Below are 14,950 nucleotides of genomic sequence, written 5' to 3'. Positions count from 1 at the left end.
AAACTTATTGAGAGTTTAAGGAGGTTTTAATGTATATAATATATGGCATATTAGCATTAGTAGTTATGATAATAATACATGAATTTGGACATTTTATTGTTGCAGTATTAAGTGGAGTAAAGGTAGAAAGATTTTCTATAGGTTTTGGGCCAGTCTTACTAAAAAAACAAACCAAAATAACAGAGTTTGTAATATCAGCTGTACCACTTGGCGGGTATGTTAAAATGAAAGGAGAAGACCCAAATAGTATTGATGAAAACGACAAAGAAGGTGCGTTTTATGCCCAAAGTGTTTATAAAAGAATGCTTATTGTGTTTGCCGGCCCTTTTTTTAATATTCTATCTGCTGTCTTGTTTTTTGCTATTGCATATTTTGTTGGCATACAGACTCTATCGCCACAAATTGGAAAAGTTTTAAAGGATTCTCCAGCTTACTATGCGCATTTGCAACCAAAAGATAAAATATTGGAAATTAACAATATAAAAGTGAATACATGGGAAGATATGTCTAAAATAATTAAAACTCACAATAATTTAGATATTGTTATTCAAAGGGATGGTAAAATAGTCAGAGTCAATATTAAACCAAAGACAAAAATTGTAAAAAATCCTTTGGGATACAAAGAAAAAATTAATGTTATAGGAATTTTACCTTCCGGTGAAACAATACTTGTTAGGTATCCCATCTGGAAATCTTTATATTTAGGTATTGAAAAAACAATTTACATTACAAAATTGACTATCGAAGGTATTATTAGACTTATTGGCGGTTTTATACCATCTTCTGAGGTTGGGGGGCCTATAATGATAGTTGATATTGCAAGCAAAGCTGCTCAGGCCGGGTTTGGTGCATTTTTGATATTTGCAAGTATTATAAGTATAAATCTTGGATTATTAAATTTGTTTCCTATACCCGTATTGGATGGTGGTCATTTGATGTTTTTTACAATTGAAGCGATAAGAAAAAAACCTGTTAGTGAAAAATTCCAGATAGCTGCTCAAAAGGTTGGTATAGCGCTTTTGATAGCATTGATGGTTTTTGCATTTTACAATGATATAAAACGATTTTTTATACCTAAAAGTACAGCAACTCATAGTATAATTAAAAAATGAGTTTTATTCAAAGAAAAAAAACAAAAAAAATATTTGTTGGCAATGTGGCAATAGGCGGTTTTGAGCCAATAAGTGTACAATCTATGACAAATACCGATACAAGAGATGTTAATGCTACACTTGCTCAAATAAATTCATTATATGCAAAAGGTTGTGAAATAGTAAGATGTGCAGTAGTAGATGAACAAGCTTCTAAGGCAATTTCTGTAATAAAGCAAAAAGCACCCATACCTATAATAGCAGATATTCACTTTGATTATAAGCTTGCAATAAGTTCTATTGAAAACAATGCAGATTGCGTTAGAATAAACCCCGGCAATATTGGTAGCTTTGATAAAGTAAAATCAATTGTTGAAGCTGCAAAAAGTCACAACATACCATTGCGCATAGGTGTTAACAGCGGGTCTCTGGAAAAGAATTTGCTAACAAAATATAATCATGTGTGCGCAGATGCTTTAGTAGAAAGTGCTTATAACTGGATTGCAAGGTTTGAAGATATGGGGTTTACTAACTTTAAAATATCAATAAAATCTTCTAACGTAGAAGATACTATTTTAGCTTATGAAAAAATATCTTCTATGGTTGATTATCCTTTACATATAGGCCTGACAGAAGCGGGAGGTGATTTTGAAGGTATAATAAAATCAACTTGTGCTGTTAGCGTTTTATTAAGAGAAGGTATTGGTGATACAATAAGAATATCTTTAACGGATAGTCCAGAAAAAGAAATTGATGTTGCTTTTGAGATTTTAAATGCTTTAGGTTTAAGAAAAAAACAATCAATAGAGTTTATTTCTTGTCCAACTTGTGGTAGAATAGAAATAGATTTAATTGAATTAACAAAACAGGTGAAAGAAAGATTGGCACATATAAAAAAACCAATAAAGGTGGCAATTATGGGATGTGTTGTAAACGCATTGGGCGAGGCTAAAGAAGCAGATTTAGCAATAGCTGGTGGGAGGCATTTTGGTCTAATTATCCAGAATGGTAAAATTGTTAAAAAAGTTAGAGAAAGTGATTTGCTTGATAGTTTTGTTGAACAGGTTGAAGAGTATGTTAAAAAAGAATATTAAAACATTCTGTTACTGTAGTGCAATTATTTTAATGCTTTCATCTTGTGCTAGTATGCCTTCTGCTAGTACATCGTATAATATTAAAGAACTAGATTTGAAACAATATTCAAATAGCAGTGATTATCATTACTTAATGGCATATACATACTTTTATAATAATAATATAAAAGAGGGTATAAAACAGTACGAATTATTTTTAAAAAATAATCCAAAAAAACATTTTTTTATTGAATTTGTAAATATGCTAATAAGATTTAGAGATTTTAATAAAGCTCAGGAAGTTTTGCAAAAAGCAATAGAAAATTATCCAAAAGACAATCAACTGTATCTATTGCTTTCTGATGTTTATGTTATTCAAAAACAATATCAAAAAGCCATTGATGTTTTAGTTAAATCTGGCATAAAAACTTTTGACGTATACAAAAATATTGCTATATTATATGCTCAGCTTGGTGATATAAACAATGCAATAAATTATTTAATGCAAGCTAGGCAATTTAGCGATAAAGGTGAAGTGTATTTTTATATTTCTCAGGTTTATTATAAATTTGATCTTGATAACAATGCATTAAATTATCTTCAAATGTCAGCGAGCTATAAATATCCAAAAGCATACATTGCTTTAGGCGATTTATATGCTCAGCACAATAATTATACTAAAGCATTAAAATATTATGAGGATTTTCTAAAATTGCCTAACAAGAATAAAGAAGAAGAGGTTTATGTTTATACTACTTTAGCAAGTATTTATTATTCAATAGACAAGGATTTAAAAAAGGCAATAGAATACTATAGAAAAGCTTATAATTTAGATAGATCTCAGATAAATCTTGAAAGACTTTCTTATTTACTTTTGCAAAACAAAAATTATAAAGAAACTGTGGATCTTTTAAGTAATAATCCAGATATAGAACATTCGCCAACTTTGAAGTATTTTTTAGGTGTAGCTTATTTTAGTTTAAAAAATTATAAACAAGCGTTGCTTGAACTATCTGATGTTGATTTTGCCAGCGATTTGTATACTGATGCTCAAGCTAAAAAAGCTCTTTGTTACCTTGAGCTAAAAGAACCTCAAAAAGCTATAGAGACAATTCAAAAGGCTATTGAACTAAACCCAAATGAAGAACTATACAAAACGTATTTTTATATATTGAATCAGCAAAAAGATTGGGATGGATTGATTGATGCACTCAAAAATTCAACTAAAGTAATAAAAGATAAAGAAAAAATATATTTTTATTTAGCTGATGTATATTATGACAAAAAACATGATAAACAAAAAGCAATTCATTTTTTAAATGAAGCTCTAAGAATCAATCCAAATGATCCGGAAGTGCTAAATTATTTGGGGTACCTTTATATTGATGAAAATATTGATTTGAAGGCTGGCATAGAAATGGTTAAAAAAGCTTTAAAACTTCAGCCAAATAATCCATACTATTTAGACAGTTTAGGTTGGGGATATTTTAAAGAAGGCAAATTAAAGCAAGCTTTGTATTATTTGGAAAAAGCTAATAAATTATTAAAAAAACCAGAAAATACAATAGCCTTGCATCTTGCAAGAATTTATCAAGCTTTGGGTTATAATTTAAAAGCAAAAAAAATAGCTCTTGATGTGCTAAAAACTGATCCGCAAAATCGAGAAGCTAAAAAATTGATTCAAAAATTAAAATGAAATATTTGATTGCTTTGTCTTTATTTTTGGGTTATTATAATATATGTTTTGCTTCAAATATATATGCTACAATAGAAAATGGTCAAATTGTATACAAGAATAGGCCAACTTTTTTTAGTAATGTTATTAATAACCCTAATTACAAAAGATCTTTTATTAAAGATCTTTTAGAAAAAGCTGCTCAGAAGTATGGTGTAAACGAAAGGTTTGTTTTGGCAATTGCTATGGCAGAATCTGGTTTGAATCACTCAGCTATTTCAAACAAAGGGGCTATTGGCGTTATGCAAATAATTCCGTCCACAGCATCTTTATTAAATATCAATCCTTATAATTTAGAGCAGAATATTTATGGTGGTGTAAAATATTTAAAATTTTTACTGGACAAATATTCCGGTAATTACACTTTGGCAGCTGCAGCTTATAACTGCGGTCCAAATAACGTAGATAAATATAACGGTGTACCTCCTTTTGCGGAAACAATCAACTATGTTAAAACAGTAATGGCTTATTTTGATGGTTCAACTTCAATTTTGGCTTACAATAATCCAAAAAGCACAAAGTCTAATAAAAAACCAATGAAGATAGTTGAGAGAAATGGAATATACACAAATATACCAAATGTATCATGGTAATTCATAAAAGTATTCCAAATGTTTTATCAATAACACGAATTATTATAACCGTTCCTGTAATACTTTTGCTTGAGTCTCATCACAATTACACGGCTTTGGTACTTTTTTTGATAGGCGCCTTAAGTGACTATCTTGATGGTTATCTGGCAAGGAAAAAGAAACTTGTGAGTAATATAGGTAAATTGCTAGATCCGCTTGCAGATAAAATTTTTGTTATAAGTTTGTTTGTTGCTATGATTAAGATAATAAATGTACCATATTGGCTTGTTTTAATAATAATTTTTAGAGAATTTGCTGTTACAGGCTTAAGAGCGCAACTTGCAGCAAAAAATTTTATTTTGCCAGCCCTTATTCAAGGTAAGATTAAAACTTTTAGTCAATTTGTTGCTTTAGGTTTTTTAATTGTAGGTTATCAAAATAAAACTTTTTTCGATATAGGTATGATTTTTCTTTATATTACAGTAATCACAACTTTAACTTCAGGTATTGAATACTACATTAGGTATTGGAAAGCAATTAATGAGTAAATTAAAACAAATTTTATCAATGATAAAATTTGAACATAGTATTTTTGCTTTACCCTTTGCTTATATTGGTATGCTATTATCAAATCACTTCAATTTAAAAATAACTATTTTAATAACTATAGCTATGATTAGCGCAAGAAGTGTTGCAATGACATTAAATCGAATTATTGACTATAGGATTGATAGTTTGAATCCCAGGACAAAAAATAGAGAATTGCCTCGGGGTATAGTTAAACTAAAAGAAGCATGGTTATTTGCCATTATTTTTCTTTGTATATTTGAGGTATCTGCTTATTTGCTTAATCCTTTAGCTTTTAAGTTATCATTTGTTGCTTTATTTTTTTTAGTTACTTATTCTTACACAAAAAGGTTTACATGGTTGTGTCACATCTATTTAGGTATAACAGATGCTATTGCTCCTTTGGGTGGATTTGTTGGTGCTGCAGGGTATTTGGATATGAATATTTTTTATCTGGCATTATTTGTAGCTTTTTGGATTGGTGGTTTTGATATCCTGTATGCTTTACAGGATTTAGAGTTTGACTTAAAAAATGGTGTTTATTCAATTCCAGTAAAGTTTGGCCCAAATTTTGCAAGAATAATTGCAGCTATATTTCATTTGGTAGCTTTTGTTTTTTTATTAATTACAATATATTTATATAAGCTAAATTACTTTGCTTATATCGGGGCTTTTTTGGTTTTGGGTTTATTGATTTTTGAACATCTTTTAGTTGATCCCAAAGATTTAAAGAAAATTAATATTGCTTTTTTTAATATAAATAGTTATATTAGCATAGTGCTGATTGTTGTATTTTTATTAGGTAGGTTTGTAAATGTCTGAAGAAGGTTATCGTTTAATAGAATCAAAATTTGTTATATACTATACGAAAATTACTCAAGAACAATTGCAAAAAGAAAAAGAAGAAATTAATAGAATAGAAAGTCACGATGATAGCTTTAATTTTTTAATGGCACAAAATAATATTGATTCTTCATATGATAACCTGAATAAAGCTTTTGTTGTTATGATGAAAGAAATAGATGCAAAATTAAATTATTTAATTACGCTTTTACGCGATGGCAAAGAAAAAGAAAAATTTTTAAATTATAATAAATCCTATACCTGTTCTGTCAGTGCAAGTGAAATTAATTTTATAAATAATAGTTCTTTGCAAATAGGTGATTTTTTATCTATTTCTTTTTTTCTACCTATTTCTTCTCATAATGAAATAAAAGCGACAGCTAAAGTTGAAGATATTTTTCAAAAAAATGGAAATTCTTGTGCAAAAGCTAAATTTATCGATATAAATAAAAACAGTCAAGAATTAATTATATATTATGGGTTACTATTAGACAGAGAAAGGTTAAAATCAAAGCAACTAGAACTATGAAAGAAAATACTTTTATTATTTTTCAGATATTATTTGATATTGTTATAATAGGATATTTGGTATGGCAAAAATATATTGATTCCAAACTTAACAGATCTTATTCATCATTAATTGTGTCCATTAAGGATTTATTAAATCAGCAAAAAAATATGATTGAGCTTGCTAATAAAAAAATTGAATCTCAGCAAGAAAGTCTTGTAAAAGTATTGGATGATGTACGTCAAAAAAATACTGTTCTTACAGAATTAATAAAAAGTGTTAAAATAAAAACATTTGAAAATGATACCAAAGAAAAAATTATGCAAATGTTCAATAAGCAGATATCAATTGAAGAAATATCAAACCAATTAAATATTCCAAAAGGCGAAGTGGAATTAATCGTTAAACTATACCAGGGAGGTTGAATGAAAAAAATTGAAGCTATAATAAAGCCTTTTAAACTAGATAGCGTAAAAGAAGGTCTGAATGAAATCGGGATAAAGGGTATTACAATAAGTGAAGTTAAAGGCTATGGTAGACAGAAAGGTCATACAGAAATTTACAGAGGTGCAGAGTATATTGTTGATTTTTTACCAAAAATAAAAATAGAAGTTGTTGTAGGTGACAATCAGGTTGATTCAGTTATTGAGAAAATAATAGAAAATGCAAAAACTGGAAAAGTTGGTGATGGAAAAATTTTTGTAATACCTATTGAAGAAGCTATAAGGATAAGAACAGGCGAAAAAGGCGAAGATGCTGTATGAATTTAGGCAAAATATACTTGACATTAAAATATTAAGAGCTACAATATTATGTAAAATATTTTTTAGGAGGTATTTGGAACATGAATTCAAAAGGTATTAAGATTGCGTTGATGGCAGCATTCCTAGCAAGCAGTTTAACTTTGGCGTCCTGCCAGAAAAAGCAAGCTACGAATGCAACAAACACAACAAACACAACAAATGTAACTAACGCGACAAATGCAACAGCTCCATCTAATGCTACTAACGCTACAAATGCAACAACTTCTACTAACGCTACAAATGCAACAACTTCTACTAACGCTACAAAATCAAGCAGCAAAGAAATGAAAAAAGAAGCTGCGCCAACAACAAGTAAGTCATCTGCATCAAAAGCTGCAAAACCAAAAGTAGAAGGTTGTTAGTTGGTTTTACGGGTGAGTTTACTACTCACCCATTTTTAATATTTAATGCTATTAGATAACGACGCAAGTTATGTATTGTCCCTTATAAGCGCAAAGGCGATAACTAAATTAGCTGGATTATTAAAAAAGGGTGCTACTGCGTTACCAGGATATTTTGTCGAAAAGCTAAATCCTGATTTTTTAAAAACAATTAGTCCTCAATTGGAAAATTGTGTTTTAGTTACTGGGACAAACGGTAAAACAACAACATCAGGTTTGATAGTTCATTTATTAACAAAAGAAAATAAAAAGGTTATAAATAATCATTCCGGTTCTAACTTAAAGCGTGGGGTTATTAGTTCGATAGTTCCACACCTATCTTTAAACAAAAAATTTGTTCAAAAATTTGATTACTTTGTTTTTGAATGCGATGAATTTGCCTTAGAAAAGATAACTCAAGATATAAAAGCAAATTATATTGTTATGCTAAATTTATTTAGAGATCAATTGGATCGATATGGTGAAATAGAGACAATTAGAAAGAGGTGGAGTACTTTAATCTATAATAATCCTCATGTGCATTACATTGCTAATGCCGATGATCCTTCTGTTGCTTCTTTATTTTATAAAAAAGATCTAAAAGTTTCTTATTTTGGTTTAATCGATTATAAAATCACACAGGACAATCTTAAAGATGTTTTGTTTTGTCCAATTTGTGGAGGCAGATTGGATTATAAAAAACGCTATTTTTCTCACATTGGGGATTATTTTTGTACAAATTGCGACTTTAAAAGGCCTGAACCAGATTTGTCTGCAAAAATTTTTCAAGACTCAACAAAGATAGAAGTAAATTATCGTGAAAAAAAATATTTCACAACAATGCCATTGCAGGGAAAATACAATATTTATAACATTGCAGCATCATTTTTGACGTGTATAGAACTAGGTTATAATATAGGTGAATTATGTGCAAATATTTCGGATTTTAAATCTACATTTGGAAGATATGAACTCATTAATTATAAGAACAAAGAGATTTTTTTAATTTTGGTGAAAAATCCTGTTGGTTTTACACAAGCTTTAGAATCAAGCATTGATGATAATAAAAAAAATTTTATATTCATCCTCAATGATAACATAGCTGATGGTAAAGATGTTTCTTGGATCTGGGATGTGAATTTTGATCTATTAAATAACAAAATAAACGAATTAATGATTGGCGGTACCCGCATGTTTGATATGGCATTGAGAATAAAATATGCAGATATTGGCGTAAAAAAATTTATTTTTTTTGATACTTTCAAAGAGCTTTTTGACAAAATTGAACAATCAAATAATAGTACTTTCCATATATTTTTAACATACACAGCATTAATTGAATTAAAAAATCATTTAAGTAAGAAAGGTTATAAAAGTTTTTATGAACAATGAAAAGCTTTCTTTGGATATCACCTTTCTCTTTCCAAACACAATGAGCACATATGGGGATAGTGGTAACATTTTGGCTTTAAAAAAGCGTTGCGAATGGAGAGGTGTTGAAGCTTTTATACACTATAGTGACATTTATGATAGCATTTATTCATCTGATATATATTTTTGGGGGGGCGGGCAAGATATAGCTCAAGAAATTGTTTCAAATAATTTTAGCCAGCAAAAAATAGATTTTTTGAATAATGAAGTTGAGAAAAGTAAGGTTGTTTTGCTTATTTGTGGTTCATATCAATTGATGGGTAAGTATTATATTGATTCAAATAATAAGAAAATTACAGGTATTGGTATTTTGGATGTTTATACACAAAGTTCACCAAAACGCATGATAGGTAATACTGTAATTGAAATTAATACTAAAATAAAACTAAAAATAAAAAAAATTATTGGATTTGAAAATCATAGTGGACAAACTTTTTTAGGAAAAAATATTGAACCATTTGGTTATGTTAAGCTTGGTTTTGGTAATAATGGTTTTGATAAAACGGAAGGCGCTCTTTTTAAAAATATCATTGCTTGTTATCAACATGGACCATTATTGCCAAAAAACCCTCATTTGACCGATTATATAATTTTAAAAGCACTCGAGAATAAATATGGTTTAAGTGTAAATTTACAAGAATTGGATGATTCTTTAGAGCTTAAAGCTTTTAATACACTATTGAATAGATTTAAAATTTAATCGTTAGAATTTATAAAACTATAGAAAATTTTTAATACATCTTTTTGTTAGTAAAGAAGTTTTTATTACTAAAGAAAAAGCCACTACTGTAAACTTGACATTGTAGAATATTTCATATAAAATGCGTTAAAATTTTAAGGGGGTGAGCAAAAGTAAAGCAAGTATTATAAAAAATAGAATATAAATTCAATTTAGGAGGGTCTATGTCTGACAAATTTAAGATCTATTGGACAAAGGTTGATGAAGCGCCTTACTTGGCAACGTTTTCATTGTTACCCGCAGTTGAAAGGTTTTTAAAAGCTGCAGGTATTAATGTGGAGATCAAAGATATCTCGGTAGCAGGTAGAATACTTGCCAATTTTCCTGAATACTTAAAAGAAGATCAAAGAGTTCCAGATGATTTGGGTGAGCTTGCAGAGTTGGTTAAATTGCCAGATACTAATGTTATAAAATTACCTAACATTAGCGCTTCTGTTCCACAATTGGTTGCCGCAATTAAAGAATTACAAGATAAAGGTTACAATGTGCCAAATTACCCAGAAGAGCCAAAAACAGAAGAAGAAAAGAAGATAAAAGAAACTTATTCAAAAGTATTAGGAAGTGCAGTAAATCCTGTACTAAGGGAAGGCAATAATATTAGAGCTATATCCAAAGCTGTAAAAGAAAGCGCTAAAAAGTATCCAGATTCTATGGGTTTACCATTAAAGCAGTGGAGTAAAGATTCCAAAACGCACGTAGCACATATGAATGGTGGTGACTTCTACGAACATGAAAAATCAATTACAACAGATAAACCAATGAAAGTAAAAATTGAATTTGTTGATGAAACTGGTAAGTCTGAGACTCTAAAAGAGGTGGCATTACAGGAAAAGGAAGTTTTTGACGGAACATTTATGGATGTAGAAGCTTTGCAAAAATTTTATGGTGAAGAAATAGCTAAAGCCAAACAAGAAGGAATACTTTGGTCATTGCATCTTAAAGCCACTATGATGAAAGTATCTGATCCTGTAATGTTTGGTTTTGCTGTAAAAGAATATTATAAAGATGTTTTTGTAAAACACGAACAAACATTCAAGGAAATTGGTGTAAATCCAAACAATGGTGTTGCAGATATTTACTTAAAAATAAAAAAAATACCAGAAAACAAACAAAAAGAAATTGAAGCTGACATTCAATCTGTTTATGAAAAAAATCCACCATTATTTATGGTTGATTCAGACAAAGGTGTTACCAACCTCCATATGCCAAATCTTGTTATAATTGATGCTTCGATTCCTACAATAGTAAGGGATGGTGGTAAAGCGTGGGGTCCAGATGGAAAACAAAATGATGTTAAAGTGGTTATACCAGATAGATGTTACGCCACAATGTATAAAGAAATAATTGAAGACTGCAAAATAAACGGCCAGTTTGATAGAACAACAATGGGATCAGTTACAAACATTGGACTTATGGCTATGAAAGCTGAAGAATATGGTTCACATGATAAGACCTTTATGGCTCCTGCAAATGGAACTTTTAAAGTCATAGATGAAAACAATAATGTTTTATTTGAGCACAGCGTTAAAAAAGGTGATATCTGGAGAGGTTGCCAGGTAAAAGATGCTGCTGTTAAAAACTGGGTGCAAATAGCAGTAGAAAGGGCAAAACAGACCAAAAATTCTACTGTATTCTGGCTTGATGAAAATAGAGCTCATGATGCACAATTAATTAAAAAAGTTAATGAATATCTAAAAGCATACGATACAACTGGTTTGGATATACGCATACTAAAGCCACAGGAAGCAATGAAGTTTACAGTAGCTAAAGTTCGAAAAGGTGAAGATGTTATAGCTGTTACAGGTAACGTGTTGAGAGATTATTTGACTGACCTTTTCCCAATTTTAGAAGTTGGTACAAGCGCAAAAGTTCTTTCCATTATACCATTGCTAGCTGGCGGAAGGGTATCTGAAGCAGGTGCTGGCGGTTCTGCTCCCAAACATGTTGAGCAATTTATCGAACAGGGTCATTTGAGATGGGATTCAACAGCAGAATTTACTGCCATTACAACAGCTTTGAGATTTTTTGAGGAAAAATATGGTGATAAAAAATCAAAAATTTTGGCTGATACATCTGAGACTGCTTTAACTAAACTTTTAGCAAATAAACAATGGCCAGGAAGAAAGCCAGGTGAGTTAGATAACAGAGGGCAGCATTATTATTTTGTTAAATATTGGGCTGAAAGTTTGGCTCAACAAACAGAAGATAAAGAATTGCAAACTAAATTTTCAAAGCCAGCCAAAGAATTGGGCGATAACGAGTCAAAAATTATAGAAGAATTAAAAGCGGCAGCTGGCAAACCTGCTAATATAAATGGTTACTATTTTCCAGATGAAGATAAGCTGTCTTTGGCAATGAGGCCAAGCAAAACATTAAATTCTATAATAGATTCAATTTAATTTTAAAGGAGAAAAAAAATGGCAGAAGAACGATTACCTGTTGTTGTAAACGAAGCTTTATGCACTGCTTGTGGCATATGCATTAAAGTATGCCCAAAAAATGTACTTGAGCTTGTAGAAGATTTACATGTTTGGACTGGTTCAATGTGTAAGGTAGTAAGACCCGAGGATTGTATCAGGTGTAAATTTTGCGAAAACGCCTGTCCTCATTTTGCAATTGAAGTGGTAGATATTGGTCTTGAGATAACATTTAAAGATAGTAAGGGTAATATTGTTACAAAGTCCAAATAAAGGGAGGAAAAATGTCTAACGTAGAAATAGCAAACGGTAATGAATTGGTAGCAGAAGCAGCTATAGCTGCTGGCTGTAGATTTTATGCAGGATATCCTATAACACCTTCAAGTGAGATACCAGAACATTTATCTAAAAGGATGCCTGAAGTCGGTGGCGTATTTATGCAATTTGAAGATGAAATTGCAAGTGTAATTGCTGCAATTGGCGCAAGTTATGCTGGTTATAAATCTATGACCGCAACCAGTGGTCCAGGCTTATCTCTAAAACAAGAAGGTATAGGCCTTGCCTGTATGATGGAATTACCTATTGTTATTGTAGATGTTATGAGAGGTGGTCCATCTACGGGTTTACCAACACGTGTTTCTCAAGCTGATTACATGCAGGCTCGTTGGGGAACACATGGCGATCATATGATAATTGCTATTGCTCCATCAACTTTGATAGAGACATATACGGAAACAATTAGGGCATTCAATTTAGCAGAAAAATACAGAACACCTGTAATATTGTTAACAGATGCTGTACTTGCACATTTGCACGGCAGGGTTGAGATACCAGATATATCAAATTTTGAGATTATAGAAAGGACGCAGCCAAGTGTTCCACCAGAAGAATATTATCCTTATGATGTTGAACGCTTTGGTATGATTCCACCTCTTCCAAATAAAGACAACTGGAGAAAGTACAAATTTCACATGACAGGTTTAAACAAAGATAAAACTGGTTTTCCAACTGTTGATTCTAAAAAAGTTGAAGAAGATGAAGAAAGAATGATAAACAAAATAATGAACAATATAAAAGATATTGAAAGTTTTGAATATTATAGAGTAGATGACGCTGATGTCCTTGTAATAGCATATGGTACAAACGCTACTGCAGCTAGGGTTGCAATAGATGAGGCAAGATCTAAGGGTATTAAAGTAGGTATGTTTAGACCAATTACTGTATGGCCTTTCCCTGAAGCTCAAGTGTTTGATCTAAGTAAAAAATTTAAAAAGATTATTGTAAGTGAAATAAATTTAGGTCAGATGCTATACGAAGTTCAAAGAGCTTCAAAAGGAAACTCTGAAATATTTACTGTTTTACAAGCCGCTGGAGTTCCTATTAGGCCTCAGCAGATACTCGAAAAAATTGAGGAGGTATCTAAATGAGTGTTGATTATTCAAAATATCTAAGAATGGATAAATTACCATTATACTGGTGTCCTGGCTGTGGCAATGGTACAGTTTTAAAAGCTTTGCTTACTGCAATTGATGAGCTTGGATGGGATAATAATGACATTGCAATGGTATCTGGTATTGGATGTTCTGCGAGGGGTCCTGGATATGTAAATTTTCATACATTTCATACACTACACGGTAGAGCAGTGCCTGCTGCAACGGCTATCAAAATGTGCCATCCAGATATGCATGTTATAGTGTTTTCAGGTGATGGTGATATGACAGCTATCGGTGGCAATCATTTTATACATGCTTGTAGGAGAAATATAGATATTACACTGATAGTAGTAGATAACTGGATTTACGGTATGACTGGGGGACAGTATTCACCATTAACACCAACTGGTACGAAAGCTTCGACTATGCCAAGAGGAAATATTGATCCTACATTTGACATTGTAGAACTTGCCAAAGGCGCAGGTGCAACATTTGTAGCAAGAGGTTCGGTCGCAGAGCCTGTGATGCTTAAAAATTATATAAAAAAAGCGCTTGAGCACAAAGGAACAAGTGTTATTGATGCATTATCAAACTGCCATATACAATGGGGCAGGAGAAACAAGTTTGGAGATCCAGTGAAGCTTGTTGATTATATAAAAAGCGTTACGATAAGCCAAGCAAAAGCTGCTAAACTTTCAAAAGAAGAGCTTGAAGGTAAGTATATAACAGGTATTTTTGTAGACGATTCTACAAAGAAAGAATACACTCAAAGCTACAAAGAGCTTATCGAAAAAGCTCAAGCAAAGGCTTAAAGGAGATTGATATGGGATTGCATTATGAGTTAAGGTTTGTAGGTATTGGTGGACAGGGTAATATGCTTGCTGGCACAATAATTGCAGAAGCAGCAGTTTATTATGAAAATAAATATGCTACGCAGGTTCCTACATATACATCTCAAGTTCGAGGCGGTCCAACAAAAGCTGATGTTATAATTTCAGACGAGCCAATTCAATTTGCAGAAGCAACACATATAGATTTTTTGCTGGCACTTGATCAGAGAACATACGATATGTATAAAAAAGATTTAAAAGAAGGTGCTATAGTATTGGTAGATAGCGGACTTGTTAACATACCGGAAGAAGACCATAAAAAATGGGATGTTTATGGTTACCCGATTGTAAAAACTGCTAAATACGATATAGGGAATGTAGTTACAGCAAATATATTAGCTGTAGGTATGACGGTGGAATTAACTGGCATTCTTGATAAAGAAAATGTAAAAAAAGCTATAGCAGATAGAGTACCTCCTGCATTTTTAGATCTGAACATGAAAGCATATGAGACAGGTATTGAAATAG

17 protein-coding genes are annotated in these 14,950 nt (G+C 31.1%); all 17 read left to right on the top strand.

The genetic code is table 11. The annotated features are described in order from the left end of the window. The first annotated feature begins 29 nt into the window (after positions 1 to 29). A complete protein-coding gene (gene rseP / locus Q0C22_RS08130; protein ID WP_291493603.1) occupies positions 30 to 1,112 on the top strand; it encodes an RIP metalloprotease RseP in 1,083 nt (360 codons plus the stop codon). Positions 1,113 to 1,117: 5 nt separating this feature from the next. Then, positions 1,118 to 2,185: a flavodoxin-dependent (E)-4-hydroxy-3-methylbut-2-enyl-diphosphate synthase gene (gene ispG, locus Q0C22_RS08125; protein ID WP_367172134.1), complete on the top strand. Its 1,068-nt coding sequence runs from the start codon at positions 1,118 to 1,120 to the stop codon at positions 2,183 to 2,185. Further along, positions 2,166 to 3,860: a tetratricopeptide repeat protein gene (locus Q0C22_RS08120; protein WP_291493599.1), complete on the top strand. Its 1,695-nt coding sequence runs from the start codon at positions 2,166 to 2,168 to the stop codon at positions 3,858 to 3,860. Before ispG ends, Q0C22_RS08120 begins: the two co-directional genes overlap by 20 nt. Beyond that, the gene (locus tag Q0C22_RS08115) at positions 3,857 to 4,492 is read left to right on the top strand and encodes a lytic transglycosylase domain-containing protein (RefSeq protein WP_291493597.1); all 636 of its coding nucleotides are present in this window, start codon (positions 3,857 to 3,859) and stop codon (positions 4,490 to 4,492) included. Before Q0C22_RS08120 ends, Q0C22_RS08115 begins: the two co-directional genes overlap by 4 nt. Further along, positions 4,486 to 5,019 carry a CDP-diacylglycerol--glycerol-3-phosphate 3-phosphatidyltransferase gene (gene pgsA, locus Q0C22_RS08110; RefSeq protein WP_291493595.1) on the top strand — a complete coding sequence of 178 codons (534 nt, stop codon included), beginning with the start codon at positions 4,486 to 4,488 and terminating at the stop codon, positions 5,017 to 5,019. The genes Q0C22_RS08115 and pgsA overlap by 7 nt, the downstream gene beginning before the upstream one ends. Further along, on the top strand, positions 5,012 to 5,860 hold the full coding sequence (locus Q0C22_RS08105; RefSeq protein WP_291493593.1) for a 4-hydroxybenzoate octaprenyltransferase: 849 nt from the start codon (positions 5,012 to 5,014) through the stop codon (positions 5,858 to 5,860). Before pgsA ends, Q0C22_RS08105 begins: the two co-directional genes overlap by 8 nt. Beyond that, the gene (locus Q0C22_RS08100) at positions 5,853 to 6,410 is read left to right on the top strand and encodes a hypothetical protein (protein WP_291493591.1); all 558 of its coding nucleotides are present in this window, start codon (positions 5,853 to 5,855) and stop codon (positions 6,408 to 6,410) included. The genes Q0C22_RS08105 and Q0C22_RS08100 overlap by 8 nt, the downstream gene beginning before the upstream one ends. Further along, positions 6,407 to 6,814: a hypothetical protein gene (locus Q0C22_RS08095; protein WP_291493589.1), complete on the top strand. Its 408-nt coding sequence runs from the start codon at positions 6,407 to 6,409 to the stop codon at positions 6,812 to 6,814. Before Q0C22_RS08100 ends, Q0C22_RS08095 begins: the two co-directional genes overlap by 4 nt. Beyond that, complete coding sequence (locus Q0C22_RS08090) at positions 6,815 to 7,153, top strand: P-II family nitrogen regulator (RefSeq protein ID WP_291493587.1); 339 nt, start codon at positions 6,815 to 6,817, stop codon at positions 7,151 to 7,153. 80 nt (positions 7,154 to 7,233) lie between these two features. After that, a complete protein-coding gene (locus tag Q0C22_RS08085; RefSeq protein WP_291493585.1) occupies positions 7,234 to 7,554 on the top strand; it encodes a hypothetical protein in 321 nt (106 codons plus the stop codon). Between the two features lie 45 nt (positions 7,555 to 7,599). Beyond that, entirely contained in the window at positions 7,600 to 8,964 is a 1,365-nt protein-coding gene (locus Q0C22_RS08080) for a MurT ligase domain-containing protein (protein WP_291493583.1), read from the top strand. Next, on the top strand, positions 8,954 to 9,703 hold the full coding sequence (locus tag Q0C22_RS08075; protein WP_291493581.1) for a hypothetical protein: 750 nt from the start codon (positions 8,954 to 8,956) through the stop codon (positions 9,701 to 9,703). The genes Q0C22_RS08080 and Q0C22_RS08075 overlap by 11 nt, the downstream gene beginning before the upstream one ends. 203 nt (positions 9,704 to 9,906) lie before the next feature. Continuing rightward, complete coding sequence (locus Q0C22_RS08070; protein WP_291493579.1) at positions 9,907 to 12,141, top strand: NADP-dependent isocitrate dehydrogenase; 2,235 nt, start codon at positions 9,907 to 9,909, stop codon at positions 12,139 to 12,141. A gap of 18 nt (positions 12,142 to 12,159) precedes the next feature. Continuing rightward, the gene (locus Q0C22_RS08065) at positions 12,160 to 12,432 is read left to right on the top strand and encodes a 4Fe-4S binding protein (RefSeq protein ID WP_291493577.1); all 273 of its coding nucleotides are present in this window, start codon (positions 12,160 to 12,162) and stop codon (positions 12,430 to 12,432) included. Between the two features lie 11 nt (positions 12,433 to 12,443). Beyond that, complete coding sequence (locus Q0C22_RS08060; RefSeq protein WP_291493575.1) at positions 12,444 to 13,586, top strand: 2-oxoacid:acceptor oxidoreductase subunit alpha; 1,143 nt, start codon at positions 12,444 to 12,446, stop codon at positions 13,584 to 13,586. Further along, positions 13,583 to 14,404 (top strand): thiamine pyrophosphate-dependent enzyme, encoded by an 822-nt coding sequence (locus Q0C22_RS08055; protein ID WP_291493573.1) that lies wholly within the window; start codon positions 13,583 to 13,585, stop codon positions 14,402 to 14,404. The genes Q0C22_RS08060 and Q0C22_RS08055 overlap by 4 nt, the downstream gene beginning before the upstream one ends. A gap of 11 nt (positions 14,405 to 14,415) precedes the next feature. Further along, positions 14,416 to 14,950: 2-oxoacid:acceptor oxidoreductase family protein (locus tag Q0C22_RS08050; protein WP_291493571.1), on the top strand; the 535-nt coding region annotated here is incomplete at its 3' end.

The organism is Desulfurella sp. (assembly GCF_023256235.1).
Classification (GTDB): Bacteria; Campylobacterota_A; Desulfurellia; order Desulfurellales; family Desulfurellaceae; genus Desulfurella.
This window is presented reverse-complemented; position numbering and strand designations above follow the sequence as displayed.

Coding starts and splice junctions, on each gene's coding strand:
- Q0C22_RS08080 (WP_291493583.1), top strand. CDS start 7,600: ATGCTATTAGATAACGACGCAAGTTATGTATTGTCCCTTATAAGCGCA.
- Q0C22_RS08100 (WP_291493591.1), top strand. CDS start 5,853: ATGTCTGAAGAAGGTTATCGTTTAATAGAATCAAAATTTGTTATATAC.
- Q0C22_RS08060 (WP_291493575.1), top strand. CDS start 12,444: ATGTCTAACGTAGAAATAGCAAACGGTAATGAATTGGTAGCAGAAGCA.
- Q0C22_RS08065 (WP_291493577.1), top strand. CDS start 12,160: ATGGCAGAAGAACGATTACCTGTTGTTGTAAACGAAGCTTTATGCACT.
- Q0C22_RS08055 (WP_291493573.1), top strand. CDS start 13,583: ATGAGTGTTGATTATTCAAAATATCTAAGAATGGATAAATTACCATTA.
- Q0C22_RS08120 (WP_291493599.1), top strand. CDS start 2,166: ATGTTAAAAAAGAATATTAAAACATTCTGTTACTGTAGTGCAATTATT.
- Q0C22_RS08085 (WP_291493585.1), top strand. CDS start 7,234: ATGAATTCAAAAGGTATTAAGATTGCGTTGATGGCAGCATTCCTAGCA.
- Q0C22_RS08095 (WP_291493589.1), top strand. CDS start 6,407: ATGAAAGAAAATACTTTTATTATTTTTCAGATATTATTTGATATTGTT.
- Q0C22_RS08105 (WP_291493593.1), top strand. CDS start 5,012: ATGAGTAAATTAAAACAAATTTTATCAATGATAAAATTTGAACATAGT.
- rseP (WP_291493603.1), top strand. CDS start 30: ATGTATATAATATATGGCATATTAGCATTAGTAGTTATGATAATAATA.
- Q0C22_RS08075 (WP_291493581.1), top strand. CDS start 8,954: ATGAACAATGAAAAGCTTTCTTTGGATATCACCTTTCTCTTTCCAAAC.
- Q0C22_RS08090 (WP_291493587.1), top strand. CDS start 6,815: ATGAAAAAAATTGAAGCTATAATAAAGCCTTTTAAACTAGATAGCGTA.
- pgsA (WP_291493595.1), top strand. CDS start 4,486: ATGGTAATTCATAAAAGTATTCCAAATGTTTTATCAATAACACGAATT.
- Q0C22_RS08115 (WP_291493597.1), top strand. CDS start 3,857: ATGAAATATTTGATTGCTTTGTCTTTATTTTTGGGTTATTATAATATA.
- Q0C22_RS08070 (WP_291493579.1), top strand. CDS start 9,907: ATGTCTGACAAATTTAAGATCTATTGGACAAAGGTTGATGAAGCGCCT.